The following is a 21,771-nucleotide window of genomic DNA, read 5'->3' on the forward strand; positions in this document are numbered from 1 at the left end:
CTCATGTTTTTCCGTTGAGCTCTTTGGCTCTCTATCCCCGAGACACCCTAAAACTGGGTCGCGATACTAAAAGCAATCGCTAAAGAAGGTATCTCTCAACTGACACATTAGAGCTGCCCTCTTATGAGGGAAGTCGAATTCTTTTAATTTGGCGAAACCGAATTTCTGCAGATAACCAATCATCTTGGCGTTATCTGCTCTTGGTTCGCTGACAATTTTCTCTGTCCTTGGATCGGACAGGTAAAGGAAGTGGCATACTGAAGGAAGCCAAGCGGCGACCTTGTGACTGCCACGGTGATGCTCTTCACCAACAAGCATGTGAATACCGCGATCGTAATCGCCTGCTGCATAATACGGCGCGATGCGATCTTCTTTTGTCCAATAGGCTTCAATGTAAGCAAAGGGCTCGTTATTGAGGCACACAATCAAGAGCTGGTTTTTATCATTGACCAATTGCTCCTCTAGATAAGCTTTATGCTCTTCTAAAGTGCCTGTCTGCTCCCAAAACGCAGCCACTCGTCCACTGTTTTGCCATTTTGAAAACAGCTCAGCATGCTGCTCTACATCAAACCCAACCAGAGACAGCGTCTGCTCTAGCTCAGGAATGTAGCGGCTGTACAACTCACCTTTTTGAGGTCTTGGACGAAGAGGATGATAGCCATTAGAAGCGAGAATCTGCTTATGTGGGATAGCGCGACGCTGCTGCTTTAGCCAAAGTTCTGGCAACTGCAGTAAAGTTTCTCGCCAAACCAGACGAATACCTTCACCTGTGACATGAGTGATGTCGTTTAACGATGAGAAAGTAAATTCGCCAAGATCAATACAACGAATATCCGTACGGTGCTCAAGCATAAGGACAAAAGCTTGAACCACTTCCTTATCATTGATGGCACTGCTGGTCACACGCCAATAACCGCCACTTTCCTTGCTAAGTGTTAACTGACCACTTGGCATCTCAACGCAACATGTATCCCCTTGTTGCTGAACACTCTGCCCAAAGGGCAGAGTGTCGAGGGTATCACGGTTACCAGTCATAGCTCAGACTCGCGATAACATTGCGGCTGTCACCGTAGTAACACCAAGTATTACCCGTACAAGTTGCTATGTATTTTTTGTCAAAGATGTTCTTCGCGGCAACTTGGAATTTATAGTCATCAATTCGGTAGCTAACCGTTGCATCATAAAGTGTATAAGAAGGGACAGTATTTGCATTATCATTTCCAGCATAGCTATCACTTGTATAACGTACACCACCACCTATACTGAGACCGTCAAAGGTACCACCAAAGAATTGGTATTTAGCCCAAGCCGAAGCTGTAGTATCCGCCACCTGCTGGGGCTGATTACCTATTATGGACGTGTTTGTATCATCTTTGATTTCAGAATCAACGTAAGATAAGTTACCAATCAAAGTGAGAGCCTGAGTAACATTCGCTACCGCACCAAGTTCCATACCTCGGTTACGTATTTCCCCGATTTGCTTGATTTCTGAATTAACCGATTGGACAACATCCTTTTTAGTGGCTTCATAGACAGAAAAGTTAAAGTAACCATCAAAGCTTCTCGGTTGATACTTAACACCGGCTTCTATTGCTTCGCCCCGTTCTGGTTTAGCAGCTTGATTGTCCACTGTCTTAATGACTGGCTCGAAAGATTGCGCGTAAGTCACATATGGAGTAAAGCCATTGTTCATAACATAGGCAACAGCCGCACTTGAGGTCCATTCTTCGTAATCAGCTTTGTAAGTTTTTCCTGTGGACTGATTGCTATCTTCGTTTGACGTGTCGTCATATCGTAGACCTGCTTGGAACACCCAGTTGTGATACTTAATCTGATCTTGTACGTATAAGCCAAGCTGGCTGTTCTTAGTACTTGTTGTTTGCATATCGTCTTCGGTGACTTGGGTTACACCGTTGAGTAATACAATATTATTTGTATAACTAGGGTTGAAGATATTGAACGTTGGGTCGGGGATGCTTCCTACGCCAGGTATGGTTTTAAATTCATTACCATTAGTTATAGTTGGATCATTTGCAAACGTTTTGCTGTCTATATCTATACTCTGATAATCTATTCCTGTTAGTAAGGTATGGCTAAAATCACCAGCTTTAAACTCATAAACTAACCTGTTGTCAATATTGAAAGCATCTGATTGTCCTTTTTCAATAGATGCACCTCGTGAAATAGTTTGACGTGATCCAGTGGGATCCAATAAAGCACCGATACTATTACCGTTAAAAGTAGCATCCGCTGAATAGCCAGCAAAATACATCTGACGCAAGTCGATATCCATTCGGCTGTAGCGAGCAGATTGACCGAAACTCAAAGCACTATTGAATTGGTGTTCGAACTCATAACCCAAAGAAAGCTGTTCTCGTTCAAACCTTTCCCAGTCTGGGTTTCCTACTGCAACATCATCTGAGATTGTGCCATTAGGGTTACTCGTTAAGGTCCCTTCCATTGGTAAAAACTGTAGATACGGATCAGAATCATCTTTTTGATAGCTAGTTAGGAAGGTAATGCTACTGCTGTCGTTAATGTTCCACGCTAGAGACGGCGCTATCAAAATACGCTCGGCATCGACATTGTCGACTTTGGTACCATTCTTTCGGCCCATAGCGACAAGACGGAAAGCAACATCTTCATTGAGTTCACGGTTAACATCCAAGCTAATCTGAGTTCTATCATACGAACCATACTCAACCGCAACTTGACCTGAGCCGCCATCAAATTGAGGACGCTTGCTTACCGTATTGATCAAACCACCCGGTGGGTTTTGTCCGTAAAGTACAGAAGCTGGACCACGCAGAATTTCTACACGTTCTAATGCAAATGGGTCAATCTGCCAGCTGTAGAAGCCTGCCGAATATAGACGTGTGCCATCTTGGTAAAGCCCATTATTTGCTTGCGTGAAACCACGAATAACAAACCAATCTTGTTTGTTATCCTCACCATAAAAATTAGCTTGAATACCTGGCGTATACTGAAGTGCGTCTGAGATGCTGATTGACGCGCGGTCATCCATCTGCTCGCGAGTAACCACTGAAACCGCCCGTGGTGTTTCATGGATTGCTAAATCTGTTTTAGTCGCTGTACGACTTTTTTGGCCTAGGTAACTAAAATCTGGGCCTACAGCACTGTCGTGCTCTTGACCGATTACCACTACTGTTTCGTCTTCTGCTGCGTTTACTGCACCAGCAGATAGAGCGAACGCGACTGCCAAACAAGCTGGGCTCAGCAAAAACTGCCGATTCATGTCTCTCTCCTTAACTTTCGGTTTTACCGAATATTATATTAATAATTATGATAACCATTATCATTAGCATTTCGAATGCGAATGGAGTTTAACGAGTTTTATAGAAAAATGGAATCTATAAATTAGTCGTTATAGATCTATAATGTATTGATTATTAATAAGTGACGTAATTTCTCTATCAGGACACTATCTTGCACTATCCCTAAATGATCTGTATCCAGCACTTCACTGCTTAGCTGGGTGTTAACTTTTGACAGCTCCGAACTCAACAGCTTGTGTCGGCCTTCAGGTTTCCCAGCCCAATATGCGGTTGGTTTGGTATTAATTTCTGGTAACTGATACTCATGACACAGCGCTCTCATGTGCTGCTCTACCGCCCAGCTATATAGCATTTGCTGTGCACTTTCAGATAGATAGTGATCGAAGTTTTGTTCAGCCAACCAAGATGAGAATACGTTTGGCCATTTATCTGGTGTCGATTGGTCAAACCCTGCAAGGCAGGTTTGCCTTTGCCCTTCCGATAAATTACCCAAGAGCAATTCTAGATGCTCAATCAGCTTAGCTTTTGCTTTCGGTGATTCCCATTGATCTTCGGCAATTTCAGTGCCCGGCACATAGCAGTCCAACAATCCGAGGAAAGCGACACTTTCACCAGCTGCTTCAAGGCGGGCTGCGACTTCCTGACAGAGCGCGCCGCCAAGCGACCAACCAATCAATGTGTAAGGCCCTGATGGCTGTATTTGACGAATAGTCGCGCAATAAGTATCAGCCATTGCGCTAAACGAAGTGTCAAAGCGATTTGGATAGACGAAGCTCTGAGACTGAACACCATAAACGGTGCGTTTGCCCGCCAATGCTTGAGCTAATTTTTGATAACCAACTGTTCGGCCCGTCACTGGATGAATACAGAATACAGGTGAAATCCCGTCAACATTGGTATTAAGCTTCTCGATCAATTTAAGGTCAGCTTTGGCTGCTATCGCCTCGCCTTTACGCGATTTAGATGCCGAGTGTATCAATTCAAGCTTTTCTTTCCATATAGTCGCTTTGGTCTCGATATCTGATTTCGAATAATGACTCGTTGCATATTCAAAATCAGCGCTCAATACACCATCCACAACTTGGGCATTGATGACCAAAGGCGTCAACATGGTGTTATCATCTGCTTGATCACGCGAGTTTGACGACACTGGTTGGCACCAATGAGCAAAACTATTGCCTTGATACTGCCCCAAGTAATTGAATGTTAGCTCCACCGTTTGCTCTTGAGGCTCATCCTCTAAGTAGCGCAGTCCATAGCCAATGCCTGAGTCTTGGCTCAATAGTGCCATACGCTCGGCGATATCATCTCGAGAATCTGAGGCATTCAAAGTCATCGGATAGAGGCTCGTCATCCAGCCCACCATGCGGCTTAGATCTAACCCTTCAAAGACAGACTCGTCACGACCATGACTTTCTAGATACACGCTTTGACCATCTTCGTTGCTTCCCACAATTGCTGCCAAAGCAGAAACAAGTTCAACTGTGATGTTTTCAGAACTCAGTAAAGCCGACGTCACCTCACGGCTTAGCTCAACCTTGAGTGAGCGCTTGTTGCCATAGATTGCTTTAGCGTGTGTATTTTCCACATGGAAAGCTTGTTCGTTCCAAACGGCTTTCCTAGCTTTGCCCTGTTCTGTTGATGCCCAGTTGTTGAGGCTATCTACCGCCATATCCAAAGAGGTGTAAACAGGTGGTAGCTCAACTGTTTTCTTTGACTTTTCGTCACTTGAAAGCGTTTGCTGATAAGCACGCCATAAGTCATCCATCAGGACTCGCCATGAGACGCCATCTACAGCTAAGTGATGAATTACAATCATCAAGCGAGATTTCTGCCCCTCGATTTGAGCGTAGCCTGCTTGAATCAGTCGGCCTGCTTCGATATCAAGGCTTGTTTGCAACTCGTGAGCAAACACTTCGAATGCCTCTAAGCTGTCTAGCTGAGTTTTCCATAGAAGATCATGGGAAACATGCTCGACGTATTGCTGCTGCCATTTACCTTCAGTTTGAGAAAACGACAATCTCAACGCGGGATGATGCTCTACTAACCCTTTAAGCGCAGTAGCCAGTGCTTGAATATCCATATCCTGCTTCAACTCAACACACACATGCTGGTTCCAGTGGTTTGGCTGATCAAAGTTTTGCGCCATGAAATGAGCCTGAATTGGCATCAGACCAAATGGTTCTTTTGGCAACTCTCTTTGCTCTTGCTCAACCGCTGCTTCAAGTACTTGTGCTAACTCGCTCAGCACTGGCGCTTGGAATACTTGCTTTGGAGATACGTTGAGACCTGCCAGTTTCAATTTGCTCACTAGCTGAAGGCTCAATATAGAGTCTCCACCTAACGCAAAGAAGCTATCTTCTCGGCTAACAGAATTAATACCCAGTAGCTCTTGCCAAATCTCAGCAAGGAGAGTTTCTTTCTCACCTTCCGGTGGCAAACCTTGCGACAGCTCAGATTTGAACTCTGGTTCCGGTAGCGCTTTTCTATCTACCTTACCTGCTGGAGTTAACGGCAAATAATCTAGCACTACGAGATGCGCTGGTACCATATACTCCGGCAGATGCTCAGCAAGCTCAGATAATATCGAAACGCTATCAACCTTGTTTGCATCAGCGCCATGCAGATACCCCACAAGGTGGGCCATAGAACCATGACGATGCGCCGCAACCACACAAGTCTCGACGCCGGATATTTGCTGAAGCCTTGATTCTATCTCACCCAGTTCAATTCTGAATCCACGGATTTTTATCTGTTGATCAACACGGCCAAAATATTCCATTACACCGTCTTCCCGCCAACGAACTAAATCACCAGTGCGATACATACGCTCGCCATTATTGGTAAATGGATCCGGCATAAACCTTTCTGAGGTCATATCTGGCTTACCCAAATACCCACGTGCGAGGCCGACTTCTTCACCAATGTACAGCTCCCCGACTGCGCCTTCGGCAACTTGGTTAAGCAACCCGTCTAACACATAAAGTCTACGAGCGCCAACAGGTTGACCGATAGGTGCATAGGCGCTGGTTAGCTTATCCTGTGGGTAAGCACGCCAGATCATTGGTGTCACCACAGTTTCTGTTGGCCCATAGCCGTTGATAATACGTGGTGGGTTTACAACAGATTGCAGGCGGTCATAGGTTTCACGAGTAAAGGCTTCACCACCCAAAGTCCAAGAACGTACATTCAACTTAGGCTGAGTCGTCTCTATCCAATCCAGCAACGGGCCAACATAACTTGGAGGGAAACAGGCTATCGTAATCCCTTCCTGCTTGAGCACATCACAGGTCTTCTCCGCACTCCACAGTTGCTGATCGCGAATCACCAAGCGAGAACCAAACGCCAATGGCACTGTCCAGCGCTCTACTGCCCCATCAAAACTGATTGAAGCAAAGTGCAGTTCAACGTCATCTTGCGTCATCCCATACTGAGCACCTATCGTCTGCACATGCATACTCAGGCCATCATGGGCAATCGCCACACCTTTAGGTTTACCCGTCGACCCTGATGTATAGATGATGTAAGCCAACTGCTCTGGCAAGAGTTTTACTTCTGGTTTGGCTTTTGAGAGACCTTGCCAATCTAGCGCATCCAGATAAAGCGGTGAAACCGAAGCCGCCTGATCCGCATGTGAGAGGACGTGCGAATTAATCTCTTCCCAACGTGAGCGCAATGATTGCTCGCTGATGACCAAGCTCGCAGCAGAATCCTCGATCATGTAAGCCAATCGGTCGGTCGGATAATCAGGGTCAAGTGGTAGAAACGCCCCACCAGCCTTCATAATGGCGATCATCGCTATGATCATATCGTTGCCGCGCTCAAAAAGAACGCCCACAGCTTGATCGCGAACGACACCCTGTTCCACTAACTGATTCGCCAGCTGGTTCGATTTTTCTTCCAGCTGTTTAAACGAGACACTTTGCTGACCATGTTTTAATGCAATGACTGACGGTTGCTCAATACCCTGAAGATCGAACAACTCAGTGACGGGTTGATAACGCCACTCACCTTCTGGCTGCGACAGTTGCGATAATCTGGCGAGTTGATCCTGATCCAGTGAGTTAAGCGCAGCCAATGGTGTATTCAGGTTTTGTTCTGCTTGCGAGACCAACAGGTTCAGAGTGCTAGTAAGCGAAGCCATCATCTCGGGGTCGATACGATCTTTTGCGTAAGTCAGCGTTACCTGAGTACCACTCGAAGATTCCAACACATCCAAGGCAACATCAAACAATGCGAAGTTGCCTTTAAGTGCCAGAGGCTTTGCTGCCACACCCGGAGCAAACTCGACCGACTCGGTTTGATTGACCTGATGATTAAACAACACTTGAAAGTAAGGCGTTTCGCCAACCAACCTTTCCGCCAACAATGAAGAAACCACACGATCAAACGGCAATAGCTGGTGTTCCTGAATCTCCAGCACTTTGTTGTGAGCTCTAGTCATGATTTGACCAAAGCTCTGTTCAGGCTGTACGTCTTGCGCAACCACATTAGTGTTTACGAAAAAGCCAATAACGTCAGATACTTCTGGTCGGGCGCGGTTAGCCATTGGCATACCAATGTTGATATCGTTACGTCCTGTCAACTTGAACAGCGCTGCCTGCCAAATGGCTAGCCAAAAGCTCGACGTGGTGACGTTATTTTGCCTTGCAAGGCGTGCAATGCGTTCAGAAACATTACCATCAAATTTTAGGCTTACCTGCTGTGCTTCTCGACGCTGATTAGGTTCAATATCGCCCGTCCACTCAAACAGTTTTTGCGGCTGCTTCTCACCTAACTCTTGCTGCCAGAATTGAAGATCCTCGTCCCCTTTACCGGCTTTTAGTAGTGCATCCTGCCAGACAGAAAAGTCACTGTACTGAATGCTCAATGGCTCTAGAGACTCACCCTGATAGGCGGAGACCAAGTCCCGCATAAACAATCCAATTGACCAGCCGTCAGACACAATATGGTGCATCATGATGATCACATGGGTTTTGTCTTCAGATGCACGAATACACGCCATTCGCACTGGCATCTCATGAAGTAAATCAAACGGCTTGGCAATAAATTCAGCTGTCCATTCGCCCAGCTGACTTTCCGTTAAGTGCCTAGCATCTTTAAACTCAACGTGAGCAATGCAGTGCTGGTCAACATGTTGCTTCGGCTCACCTTGGTCCGAAACAACAAAGCGTGTTCTCAAGGCGTGGTGCTTGCTCATGACTTCAGCAAGCGCCAGTTCCATTTTATCGGTAGATAGGTCACCAGTGAGCTCAAAACCACCACTGATATGGTAAGCACTATTACCAGCATCAAGCAGGTAGATGTCCCAAAGCCGTTTCTGCGCCGGAGAAAGAGGCACATCGCGCACCTCTTCTGCTGGGACAATCGGTAGCTTTTCAAAGCTCATTCCTTTGGCGTCAAGCAGAGCGATAAATTTCGCCTGCTCTTGCTCGCCAAGGTTTAGAAAACGTTTTGCTAATGCAAATTTGTCTATTTTTGGTTTTTGTTGTGCTTTTGAATTTGATTCTTGGGTCATAACAATTCCAACTCGTCCATTAGTGCTGCCATGGCATCGAGTTCATCCTGTTCTTGTTCATTGTTTGCCTGATACTGAGCTTGAAGCGCATCCGTTAACGCCTGTAGCGTCCCAGCGGCAAAGAAGTCTTTTAATGAAATCGCTAAGTCGAGCTCTTTTTGTGCTTGAGCGACGATACGTGTAGCCAACAGAGAATGGCCTCCGAGCGCAAAGAAGTTATCGTCTAAGCCGACTTTTTCTAAGCCAAGGACTTGCTGCCAAGTGTTGGCAAACCAAATTTCCAGTTCACTCTCTGGGGCGCGATATTCCACCTGACTCCACTCAGGAGAAGGCAGCGCTTTGCGATCACGCTTGCCATTTGGTGAAAGAGGCATTTCATCCAGTGCAACGTAGATGGCCGGAACCATGTAGTCTGGAAGGTGGTCATTCAAGTGCGCTTTAGCAGCGGTTTCTTTTTCTGAATTCCACTCACCGCAAACCACGTAAGCGACAAGCTGCGTCCCTGTTTGATGTTCATAAGCAATGACTGCCGATTCATCGACGTCATCGTACTGGTTGAGAACATTTTCAATTTCTTCCAGCTCAATACGAAGTCCACGAATTTTTACCTGATGATCCAATCGACCCAGATATTCAAGTCTGCCATCTGGCATGCGAACTACTTGGTCACCGGTGCGGTACATACGAGAACCAATGTTCCCATCTTGCTCGCACCCAAACGGATTTGGCACAAAGCGATCGGCGGTCAAATCCGGTCTGGATAGGTATTCACGCGCGAGACCGTCCCCCGCTAGGTATAGCTCACCAGGCACACCGACTGGGACTGGATTCCAACAATCATCCAATACATGAAGCTGAGTGTTGCTAATCGCATGACCAATCGGGATGCGCTTACCGACAGGTAAATCACATTGCCAGTAAGTCACGTCAATAGCCGCTTCAGTCGGACCATAAAGGTTATGCAGCTGGCAACCTGGCGCGCCCGTCAACACTTTTTCAGTCAACTCAGCAGGTAAAGCTTCACCGCTACAAATAATGCGGCGCAGGCTGCTGCACTCTCCAATATCCGTTTCACTTTCAAAAGCATGAAGCATCGAAGGAACGAAATGGATCGTCGTTACGCCCTGCTCGCGAATGGTGTTATGCAATAACTCAGGTTGTCGGTGATGATCTGGCTCAGCAATCGCTAGTCTTGCACCATACATAAGCGGCCAGAAGAACTCCCATACAGAGACATCAAAGCTAAACGGTGTTTTCTGGAGAACACAGTCACTGACATCTAACTGATACTCGTTTTGCATCCAAGCCAAACGGTTGTGCAGTGCCGACTGGGTATTTACCACGCCTTTTGGTAACCCTGTAGAACCGGAAGTAAAGATGACATACAGCGACTGTTCAGCCTGCCAATTTACAACTGGAGCCTCAGTGCTCTGCTCGTTGATTTGCTGTAAGATCTCAGGCTGATTTAGCGCCACATACTGACATTGAGGATTTTCTGGCCATTGAGACAAGGTCTCACTATCGGTCAGTAAGATGGATACGTCCGCAGACTCAAGAATGTAATTCAAACGTTCTGCTGGATAACTTGGGTCTAATGACACATAAGCACCACCGGCACGAGTAATCGCGTGTAATCCAATTACTAGTTCAAACGAGCGTGGTAAACCAAGGCCGACTCTGGTTTCTTCACCCACACCTTGTTGGCGTAGCCACTGAGCCAACTGATTAACTTTGCTGTCGAATTCAGCGTAAGTCATTGACTGCTGACCCATGGACAAAGCAATCGCCTCAGGGGTGAGCTGTGCTTGAGCTTCAACAGCGACTGGCGGAGGGAGCATTTCACCCCATGATTTCTTCGTCGCGTTGAATGCTTCAATTTGTTCAAACTCGTCAGAATCAACCAACTTGAGTTCAGACAACATTGCGTTAGGATTCAATGCAACTTGTTCAAGCAGCTTGAGCCAGTGACCAAGTAACGCTTCGACAAACGTTTGATCGAATACTGGTGCTGCATAGTTAACAAAACCACTCCATTCGCCGTCATCATAAGCCTGAACATCTAAGCTCAACTCTAACTGAGCCGCGACCACTCCCGGATCAAACGCTTCTGCTTGTAATCCTCCCCATTCAGCAAGAATTGAGCGCTCAATACGTTGGAAGTTGAAACTCGTCTGGTACAACGGATGGTGCTGCAAATTACCCGTCACACCAAGAGACTCTACCAATACCTCAAATGGCACATCCTGATGCGTCAACGCCTGCTCAGTAAAACGTTTTGTCTCTTGGAGCAGATTGTCGTAACTCATTGCTGCGTCTAACTGCGCAGGGATCACCAAGTTGTTAATGAAGCAGCCTTGCATCAGCTGAGTGTCCGGCTGTGTTCGGCCCGCAACAGGGATACCGACTCGAATTTCATCACGCCCAGAATACTTGTGCAGCAATAAGTGCCACAGGCTTAACATAACGTTAAACGGAGTCGTTGCGCTTTGTGCAGCAAGAGTCTCAATCGCGTTGACCTGCTGCTTGGTCAGAGTAAAGTGATGACGCTGACCGGTGGTTTCGAGCTGGTCTCTCGCGACATCGCTATGGAGAACAAGCGGCTCAATATCTTTCGCTAACGCCGCTTTCCACCATGACAGTGATCCTTTGGCATTATCTGATTTTAACCACCCTTGCTGCCAGCTAGCGTAATCGGCGTAATCCAGCGCGACAGTATCTACGCTTGACTCAAAGTGTCCAGAATGACTGTACGACGAGTAAACAGCCGACAGCTCTCGCATTAGGTTTTGAATCGAAATACCATCAGAGACGATGTGATGGACAACCAGAAGTAATTCAAATTCCTGTTCTGAATGCTTGAGCAAGTAAGCTCTTAGCAGTTCAGGCGATGACAAATCAAAGGTTTCACCGATCCAGTTTAGGCGCTGAGCCTCTAAGCTAGAGAAATCATCAGCTGAGTATTCTGCTAATGCGAATTGACTTACATCGTCATCAGAATGGATAGACTGCATCAGCTCGCCATCTACCTGCACGAAGCTGGTACGCAGAGCCTCATGGCGGCCTATCACAGTGCGCAACGACTGCTCTAACCACTCTCTATTCACTGCGCCTTTTAACTTAAGGCCAAGCGGCATGTGATAAGCAGAGCTTTCAGGCATCAGCTGTTGAACAAACCACAAACGTTTCTGTGAAGCGCTCACTGGCATGTATTCCATGCGCGGCACTGCTTTGATCGTGACTGCGGGTTCTTTGAGTGAAGTGCACTGAGTTGCCATCACATCTAGTCTTGGAGAATCAAAGACACTCTGAAGTAAAAGGCGAATCTGGTGTTTTTGCTGCAAACGTCCAACGAGCTGTGTAGCGAGTAATGATTGTCCACCCAGAGCGAAGAAGTCATCATTACGACTCACCTTCTCTAGCCCGAACAAGGCTTGCCATTCTTGTGCCAGAAGCTGCTCAATCTCACCTTCTGGCGCTTCATAGGCTTTGTGCTGAACATGATTATCAGGCTGCGGCAGTTTTTTCTTGTCGACTTTACTTGCTGGCGTCAATGGCATCGAATCCATAACCACAAGCTGTGAAGGCACCATGTAGTCAGGCAGTACTTTCACCATTTGAGCGAGAATATCATCGCCGTTTATTAGGTCAGTCTGACCTTCTACGTAGCCGACCAAGTATTTTCCAGCTGAACCTTCAAAGGCGGTGACAGCACTCAGTTTACTGCCACTGATGCTCTGTAATCGTGACTCGATTTCACCCAATTCGACACGGAAGCCTCGAATTTTTATTTGGTCATCTGCCCGACCCAGATACTCCATTACGCCATCTTCACGCCAGCGAACTAAGTCGCCAGTGCGATACATACGCTCTCCATTATTCGCGAATGGATCGGGCACGAAACGCTCGGCCGTTAAGTCTGGACGATCAAGATAACCGCGAGCTAAGCCAACTTCTTCACCAATGTACAATTCGCCACTGACACCAGACGGAACCGGACGAAGGTCGCCGTCCAATACATACAGACTACGTGCACCGACAGCAGTACCGATAGGTGCGTAAGCACTTTCTAGCGGCGTTTCAGGATAAGCCTGCCAGATCATTGGCGTCACAACAGTTTCCGTCGGGCCGTACCCATTGATAATACGCTTAGGATTCAGTACCTGCTGAAGCTTAAAATAGGTTTCTCGTGTAAAGGCTTCGCCGCCCAGAGTCCAAGAACGTACAGCTAATGTTGGCTGTTCAACCTCGATCCATTCTAGCAGTGGTCCAACGTAGCTTGGCGGGAAGCACGCGATGGTCACCGCTTCACGCTCGAGTACTTCACATGTCTCTTGTGCACTCCAAAGCTGCTGGTCTCGAATCACCAGTTTTGAGCCGAAGGCCAGAGGGACAGTCCATCTCTCAACGGCACCATCAAAACTGATCGAAGCAAAGTGCAGCTCGATGTCTTGTGGCGTCATGCCATATCGTTGGCCAATAGTTTGAACGTGCATACTCAAACCTGAATGAGAAACACACACGCCTTTAGGCTTACCCGTTGAGCCAGAGGTATAGATCACATACGCCAGCTGCTCTTCCAAAATTTCAGGGCGATTTACAAGAGGTTGCTGAAGGTCGATTTCAGAATACGCAAGGATGTTATCTGGCTGACAAATCTCACGTGCCAATTGTTGCGAACTACCGTCAGAAATCAGCCATTGAGCATCGCTATCTTCAACCATGTAGGCCAGTCGGTCTTGAGGGTATGAAGGATCTAAAGGTAGGAATGCAGCTCCGGCTTTCAACACACCGATCATTGCCACCAGCATGTCTGCGCCACGGGCAAACATTACACCAACTCGCTGATCTCGTTGAATACCGCGCGCAATTAGCTCAGCAGCCACACCATCACTGAAGTTATCCAGCTGTTGGTATGTCAATGCGATCCGTTCAGTGCCATTAGTTGATAAGGCCGTTCCCCCAAGAGGATTCGCCACAAGCGCTTCACTATCTGGTAGAGCGTGCACCTGCTCTTCTAACAGTTCAGTGAAGGGCTTGTAAGCCCAAGGTTCCGACGCTTTTACATGACCAGACAAGCGAGACTGTTGCTCGGCGTCCAATACATCAATATCACTCAGGCTATGAGTCAGCTTATCGACAAGCTGCTCAAGATAATGAGACGTCGTTGCGGACAGCGCATCAATATCTGACTGTGAGAATTTCGCTGAGTCGTACGCAAAAACAATGCGTAATGATTCACCTGGCAATACCGCCAGCGTTAACGGGTAATGCGTAAACTCATAACTGTCAGGCTCGCCAATTTTAAGGCCGGTTTCACTAAACAGGCTCTCATCCAATGGGTAGTTTTCAAACACCACCAACGAATCAAACAGATTCTCACCAGCCAGTGGAGATTGTGCTTGTACCTCTGACAAAGAGACGTGGCTGAATTCACGCTGTGCACTCGCCTGCTCTTGTATATCGGCAAGCCATTCACCGGTTTTCGCTTGCCAGTTCACCATTGATGTAACAGGCAAGGTATTAATGAAAAGACCAACCATGGCTTCACTGTTTGCCAATGACGATGGTCGACCTGCAACCGTATTGCCGAAAACAGGCTGAGACTGACCCGTGTAGCGTTGAAGCGTTAGTAACCATGCGCCCTGAATGAGAGTATTCAGCGTGATGCCAGATGACTTCAGTTGAGACTGCCAACCACTTAGTACCTCAGCACTGAAGTCCACGTTGTGGCGCACATGCCCGAGTTTATCTGTGTTCGAACCGTATTGTTCAACCAACATTGTTGGCGCTTCTACACCATTCAGATAACCACGCCAGTACTCTTGAGCACTTTCTGGTTCTTGCTGTACAACCCATTCCAAATAATCAGCAAAATCATGACTGACGACAGGCAGGCTCATGTTTTGATAGTGGGCAAACAATTCGCTGAGCAAAACACCGGTGCTCCAACCATCCATCAGAATGTGGTGAATCGTGAAGATACAAGCGATCTCATTGTCGCCCGTTGTCACTAGATCTACTCGCCACAAAGGTTTTAGCTGCTGTACGCTCGCATCTTGTTCCAGTTCGAAACCTTGTTCAATGAGCGAACGTTTATACAACTCTAGTTCAAAGCCTACTTCCTCTCGCCCATCAAAGACTCTGCTCGTGATAGGAAGGTCATCCCAAACATACAGGTGTGCCTGACCTTCTACTTGATGCAGCGTACTACGTAGAATCGAATGACGCTTCATCAAGGCTTTCCAACCCTCTTCTAACTGGCCAGCATCAGCGCCAAATATTGGTAAGGTAATTTGGTTGACGTAGGTACTTGTGTCTTGCGATAGCTGAGCGTGGAAATACAAACCTTGCTGTAGCGTAGACAGCGGTAGTATTTGATTCGGAAGTTGATGAGCGTTATCACTTACATGGCTTAGCGTAGCAAGACTCAGGTTAGTGTTTAGCGCATCAGCTTGTGTCAAAATGGCTGAGTTAGACGTGCAATGTTCCGTCACTGCTTTGATTGCCGCTTCTAAGTGATGAACATACGCATCACACTCAGATTCCGACAGAGCAGAAAGTGAAAACTCCAATTCGACGTCAAAGCCATCATCAGTTTCGCTGATATTCAATACAATTGCGGCATCCGCTTTGGCATTTTCTGGTCGCCATAAGCCGAACTCACCCAGTTCAGCCCCTTTCACGTCAGCTTGCGTTGCTCGGCCTAGGAAGTTAAATAGCACATCAACATTGTCTTGATACTGCCATTGCTGCTGAGCTACACCCGCTGAGTAACTCAAACCGCCATCGGTGATTGCATGAGAGCCATCTTTTACACTCGCTAAGAGTTCACTAATACTCTCACTTAGCACAACTTTTTGCGGGAACAGCGCAGTATGCCAGTTAACACTGCGTGAAAGATCCAACCCAAACGACTCACTGAATCGACCATGGCTTTCACGATGAACAACGATCTCGTTTGCAGAGGTTATTTGTTTTACAGCAAGTGCAGACAATGCCATTAACGTCTGCTCCTTGCTCATTCTGGCAAAGGCCTGAGTCGATGCAAGCAGTGTCTCGGCGAGCTCTTTGGTTAAATGGTAACTGTGTTTATAAATTCCTTTGCTTTCGCCTTCCTTAGCTGAACCTTCAGCAAAAGCAGGTTCTGCTCGCTGAGCATTCCAGAATTCGGACTGTTTATGACTGATATGAAGATTCTCTAGTGCCTCATACCAATCAGCCTGATTGTGAGTTTTAGAGGCAAACGCATAAGAGTCAACACCCATTTCTTGCTGGTAACTTCCCAGCAAATCTTGAATTAGCACAGGCCAAGAAAGCGCATCAATGACAAGATGGTGAACGGCAACCAGCATTTCGCCCGTCTCAGTATTCAAGCCAACCGACAATTGCTTACCAACAGGCGGATTAATCGCACTCTGCACAGCATCGATGTCTATCTGCTCGGCATAAAGGTGGAATGCAAAATCTGCGGTAGTCACATATTCAGCTAGATACTCTGCTGCATTAGGTGTTGTGTTATTGGGAGCCTCGAAAGAAAGGCGCAAACTATCATGATGTTGCACCACTTGCTTAAGTGCTCGGACAATCGCGTCTGCATTAACCGGAGCTGGCAAGTTGAGTTTTGCGTACTGGTTGCACAGTTCAAGCTGGCCATTTTTATCTAGCTTACTTTTATGAGAATAGCCTCGTTCAACGAATCGCTTCTGCATTGGTAGCAAGGCTACTTTGCCCTTCTGCTCACCTTGTTCAGCTGGTTTGATTTGGCTATCGAGAACACACAACGCCATTTCAGCGAGTACTGGATGGTCAAACACTTGCTTTGGTGTCAGCATCAAACCTCGTTGACGAAGCTTCCCTACCATTTGCAAAGCGGTAATGGAGTCTCCACCAAGTGCAAAGAAATGGCTGTCAGAACCAATAGACTCAACTTTAAGTAGCTCACGCCATATTTCAGCCAGCTGATGTTGGATGTCCCCTTCCAGCGGAGCACCCGCTTTCTGTTCTTCATCCCAATCCGGTGCAGATAGTTGCTTGCGATCCACCTTACCAGCAGGTGTCAGAGGGAGTGTTTGGCTAACAATGATACGTGACGGCACCATATAATCTGGCAACTGGGAGGCTAACTCAATACGCCATTGAGATTCAGATTTTTGCTCTGTTTCACTCAATTGAACATAACCGACTAGGCGCTTTCCTGTCGGCGACTCGTGTGCGACAACCGCACAAAACTCAGCATTAGCAAGCGTCTGTAGGCGGGACTCAATCTCTCCAAGCTCAATACGGAAGCCACGAATTTTAACTTGTTGATCGGCACGGCCAAGGTATTCAACAACACCATCTTGTCTGAATCGAACCAAATCACCAGTGCGATACATACGTTCGCCATTAGCGGCAAATGGATCCGGAATAAAACGCTCAGCAGTCAAGTCAGGACGTTTCAAGTAACCGCGAGCAAGGCCAGATTCCATACCAATGTACAGCTCTCCAACCGTTCCAAATGGTACCTGCTTAAGGTTCTCATCCAGCACATACAACTTACGGTCACCCACAGGCTGACCAATCGGCGCGTACGAGCTTTCCAGTTTATCTTCGGGATAAGCACGCCAAATCATCGGAGTGACGACGGTTTCTGTCGGACCATAACCATTGACGATGCGAGGTGGATTGACCACCCGTTGAATTCGTTCAAACGTTTCTCGGGTAAATGCTTCACCACCTAGAGTCAATGAGCGAAGAGCCAAATCTGGCTGAGTTTGTTCAACCCAATCTAGCCAAGGTCCTGCATAACTTGGCGGGAAACAAGCGATGGTGACTTTCTCGTCTACCAATACTTGAGTCGTTTTTTCTGGTGTCCACAACTGTTGGTCTCGAATGATCAGCGTTGAGCCAAACGCCAGTGGAACAGTCCAACGCTCAACAGCGCCATCAAAACTGATAGAAGCAAAATGCAGCTCTGTGTCTTCAGGCGTCATGCCATACTGCTCGCCAATCGTCTGGACGTGCATTGTCAGTCCGCGATGACTCACTGCCACGCCTTTAGGCTTACCTGTGGAGCCAGAGGTGTAAATCAAATACGCCAACTGGTCTAGATTGATCTCTCGATAGGAACACTCACCAAGCTCAGGAACTGGAGCCTCAGTTGCTAACAAAGATTCAATAGCAATACACTCTTGAGCACTTTCAGAACGGGTGAAAAGATCTTGAGCCTTACCCATCAGGTGCTGCTGAGTCAGTAACTGCTCAGCTTCGCTGTCTTCAAGCATAAAGCTAATGCGTTCCGCAGGGTAATCCGGATCAAGCGGCAGGAATGCGCAGCCTGCTTTCATGATACCCAGCATGGCGACCAACATATCGGTGCCACGCTCCATCATCACACCGACAACACCTTCTGATTGAACCTTTCTTTGACGCAGTGAATCTGCGACTACATTCGATTGAGCCTCTAACTCAGCGTAAGTCAGCGTTTTATCGCCATGTTTTAAGGCAACTTTTTCAGGACGCAGTTTTGCTTGCTCAGCCACCAGCGCCATAAAGGTCACTGGATTCCATGTTTGTTGAACCGCTGAGTGCGTTTCTAAGGCCACTGTATCTAGGTAAGAAAGCGCGTTCGTCTGTGCTAAAGACTGCTGAGGAGATTGGCAGATCTGGTTCAGAACATTTTTGTATGTGCTTAAAATGCTGTCAATTTGAGCTTGAGTGAACTTCTCTTGTGCATAGACAAGTCGGAGCGATAGTTGCTCTCCTGCAATAGCATCAAGGACAAGTTCAAAGGGTGTTTCGGTCACTGGGAATTCTTCAAAAACACCTTTAATTGTGTTGCCATCCTCGCCGATGCTTTTCACAGCGAGCTTATGCCCGTGACTACGATAATTGAATGCAACAGTAGGAAGCGGCGTCTGGCCTAAAAGCTTCTCAATAGGTAAATGAGAGAACTTCAATGAGTTGCGCAGATTGCTTTTCACCTGCTGCACAACTTCTTTCAAGTTCAACTCTGGATTTGCCTGAACACCCAAAACCGCATTATTAACGTAAAAACCGATATTCCTCCTGTTCGCAGAGTCTCGATTCAATGCTGGCACGGTGATCGTTGGTTGAGAATTGTTGGCATATGAAGACAGAGTCAACAACAACGCACAAGACAACACCTCGAATTTAGTCACTCCAAAATGTTTGGCAGCCTTTTCGACCAAGACTGATTCATCAATACCCAATGACTCTTCTATATGCCCAGCGGTATAAGCGCTCTGCTCCTGAGTCGTCTTGCCTTGAAGAATACAGGGCTCCTCACCCATTAACTTCAGAGCTTCCCAGTCCGCTTTCTCTTTTACAGGATCGAGGTCATTTTGACTTTCAGAAAAATCAAAGTAACTGGTCCCTTTTGGGCTTTTGGGTGGCTTTCCTGATACAAATTGAACAATGGAGCTTACAAACAACTGTAGTGACCAAGCATCGGTAATCAAATGATGCGCAGCAATGCTTAGAGCAAACCTATCTTCAGCTAACTGGTATAGGTGGAATCTACACAGTAGCTCATTTCCTAAGTTATACGGCTGATAAGTCTTAGCTTTGGCTTCTCGCTTTACAATGTCAGCAGCATCGGCTTCATCGGTCAAATCAACAAAAGCCACTGGGATTCGGTCATAATACGCAAACTGCTGAGGTTGTCCGTCCCTTTGTTCGATCTTTATACGCAAGACTGGGTGCATTTCTAATATTTTAGAAAGTGCGCCTAGGACTTTTTCTTTAGTGATCCCCTCACCCGATAACCATGCAACACCGCCTAAGTTATACGCAATACTTTCTGGCATGAGTTGATGGAACAACCATAGACGTTGCTGAGAATGAGAAAGTGGACTCCAACCACCATTGGCCGGAGTCATCGTGATATCATCCACTGACATACATATACCTAAAAACTGTTAAATGTCAGGTACCTAAACAGCAGGTACCAAAATTAAACAAAAGCGAGTGATGTTACTCAGCTAACGCTTCTCGCAGGCTTTTCGGACGCATGTCAGTCCACACTTCATTTATGTGGGCAAGGCAAGTTTCTTTGTTGCCAGTAACACCAACGGCTTTCCATCCATTTGGAATTGGATGATAAGTAGGCCAAATGCTGTACTGTTCTTGTGGGTTGATAACGACGGTAAATTCTGTGTTTGGGCTGTCAATACTCATAATATCCTCAACTAGATCGTTGTTGTTATTGTTTTGATTTTCTGGATTGTTGTTTCGTTAAGCGACGACACTTTCTACTGCTTGTTGAGCTTGTGATTTATCCGCAGTATCCAGTTCTGTCAGTTGCCCACTGTCCATTTTGAAAATGCGATCTGCCGCATCGAAGTAACGGTCATCGTGGGTAATAGCGATTACAGTCACGCCACGCTCCTTAAGCAGAGGCAGTAACTGTTGGTAAAAGACTTTTCTAAAGCGAGGGTCCTGATCTGCCGCCCATTCGTCGAGAAGCATGCAACCTCGCTGTTCAGCAACGGCCATCAGTAGCGCAAGACGCTTACGCTGCCCCTGTGAATAACGAACATCCGACAAGCGACCATTCTCTTGAGTCACTTTGTGGCTCATTTCCAGACGCTCCATCCACTCTTTGATAGCGGCCTCTGGAACATCCTGACCTTGTCCATTGGTTATCTGATGGAACAAGTAGAAGTCACTGAACACCGTAGAAAACTGCTGGCGATAGTGAGGCCAGTTGAGCTCAGTCATAGGTTGACCGTTCAAGAAAACATTACCTGTATGCGGGCGATAAAGGCCGGTCAGTAAACGAGCAAACGTTGATTTTCCGCTGCCATTACCACCAATGATGAAGATCATCTCACCTTTCGAAGCTTTAAAATTGATCGGGCCAACTTTAAACGGACGGTCATCGCCATCCGCGCGGTATTCATACGTCACTTGCTGGAGATCGATGCCTTCAAAGACTTCTGGTTGTTCATTAGCCTCAACAAGGTTTTCATTGCCACTTAAATCGAGCGATTCAAGCTTGCGCATAGAAATATTGGCGCTAATAAGACCTGGCAGCGCACCGACTGCCGCCATAAGCGGCATGCGCATAAACAAAATGACCAGAGCAAAGGTAGAGGCGACGTCAAAACTTGCCCAACCTAAACCCAACGCCAGATAAAAGTTGAGACCAATCAGTGCCAGTACAATCGTGTTAGCCATGTTGGCTGCAAAACCATTGTAGATGTCCGCTCTTGTGACTTCGTCTCTATAACCCTTAGCATTTGGGCTGAACTCATCCTCGAAATAACGACGAGCACGATTTGGGTTAAGTGATAGCTCTTTGCGACCGTCAATCAATGCCTGATAATCGTGATAAAGCTTGTCTTCAAAGTCACGAACTTGACGTACATGGAAAGTGATTCGAGTCACCAGTCCATAACCAATAATACCAGTCGCGCCTAACATCAGCAGGCTTACACCAAATAATGGTAGTGAGAGGAACGCGAGATAGGATAATGCCACTACGGTAAGTACCAAGCCATAAATCATTTCCGGCAAAGTAACGAAGGCAATAGTAATGTTACGAATGTCAGTGTTCAGTGATGCCAGAACCCCGGCACTCCCGACATCTTCTATTTGTTCAATATCCGTGTTGATCAATTGCTTAACCAATTGACAGCGCTTCGAATAAACGAACTGGTGACCTAACTTGTGCAGTGACACCTGCGCAACGGTTGCGGTGATCAACAAAAGTACCAGTAAACCAGCAAATTGCCAGATAGCGCTATGAACACTGGTTGTCTGACTCAATAGTTCATATTGAATAAAAGCAATCACGCCAATACTGAGAAAGGCACTTGCTACACTCAACAAGATAACCAAAGCGAGTGCTTTATGTTGTTTATGGGCCAACTGAAAAAGTAATTTCATCTCAAATCCATGTATTAATTATTATTGTGATTATCATTATCAACAAATTTTAAAACAGCATTGAGG

6 protein-coding genes are annotated in these 21,771 nt (G+C 46.7%); all 6 read right to left on the reverse strand.

What is annotated here, in order from left to right; translation table 11 throughout:
• Window positions 1-66 precede the first annotated feature (66 nt).
• Window positions 67-1,035, reverse strand: a complete 969-nt coding sequence (locus L1D15_RS12480; protein ID WP_239866314.1) for a GNAT family N-acetyltransferase — start codon at window positions 1,033-1,035, stop codon at window positions 67-69.
• Complete coding sequence (locus tag L1D15_RS12485) at window positions 1,025-3,256, reverse strand: TonB-dependent siderophore receptor (protein ID WP_239875915.1); 2,232 nt, start codon at window positions 3,254-3,256, stop codon at window positions 1,025-1,027. The genes L1D15_RS12480 and L1D15_RS12485 overlap by 11 nt, the downstream gene beginning before the upstream one ends.
• A gap of 137 nt (window positions 3,257-3,393) precedes the next feature.
• A complete protein-coding gene (locus L1D15_RS12490; RefSeq protein ID WP_239875917.1) occupies window positions 3,394-8,814 on the reverse strand; it encodes a non-ribosomal peptide synthetase in 5,421 nt (1,806 codons plus the stop codon).
• Entirely contained in the window at window positions 8,811-19,715 is a 10,905-nt protein-coding gene (locus tag L1D15_RS12495) for a non-ribosomal peptide synthetase (RefSeq protein ID WP_239875919.1), read from the reverse strand. The genes L1D15_RS12490 and L1D15_RS12495 overlap by 4 nt, the downstream gene beginning before the upstream one ends.
• Before the next feature lie 73 nt (window positions 19,716-19,788).
• Complete coding sequence (locus L1D15_RS12500) at window positions 19,789-19,992, reverse strand: MbtH family NRPS accessory protein (RefSeq protein WP_006962378.1); 204 nt, start codon at window positions 19,990-19,992, stop codon at window positions 19,789-19,791.
• Between the two features lie 57 nt (window positions 19,993-20,049).
• Window positions 20,050-21,705: a multidrug ABC transporter permease/ATP-binding protein gene (locus tag L1D15_RS12505; protein ID WP_239875920.1), complete on the reverse strand. Its 1,656-nt coding sequence runs from the start codon at window positions 21,703-21,705 to the stop codon at window positions 20,050-20,052.
• Window positions 21,706-21,771 lie beyond the last annotated feature (66 nt).

The organism is Vibrio sp. Isolate25, from assembly GCF_022398025.1.
Classification (GTDB): Bacteria; Pseudomonadota; Gammaproteobacteria; order Enterobacterales; family Vibrionaceae; genus Vibrio; species Vibrio coralliilyticus_A.

Bases quoted from the DNA above. Each gene is read 5' to 3' on its own strand.
- L1D15_RS12480 (WP_239866314.1), bottom strand. From the start codon at position 1,035: ATGACTGGTAACCGTGATACCCTCGACACTCTGCCCTTTGGGCAGAGT.
- L1D15_RS12485 (WP_239875915.1), bottom strand. From the start codon at position 3,256: ATGAATCGGCAGTTTTTGCTGAGCCCAGCTTGTTTGGCAGTCGCGTTC.
- L1D15_RS12490 (WP_239875917.1), bottom strand. From the start codon at position 8,814: ATGACCCAAGAATCAAATTCAAAAGCACAACAAAAACCAAAAATAGAC.
- L1D15_RS12495 (WP_239875919.1), bottom strand. From the start codon at position 19,715: ATGTCAGTGGATGATATCACGATGACTCCGGCCAATGGTGGTTGGAGT.
- L1D15_RS12500 (WP_006962378.1), bottom strand. From the start codon at position 19,992: ATGAGTATTGACAGCCCAAACACAGAATTTACCGTCGTTATCAACCCA.
- L1D15_RS12505 (WP_239875920.1), bottom strand. From the start codon at position 21,705: ATGAAATTACTTTTTCAGTTGGCCCATAAACAACATAAAGCACTCGCT.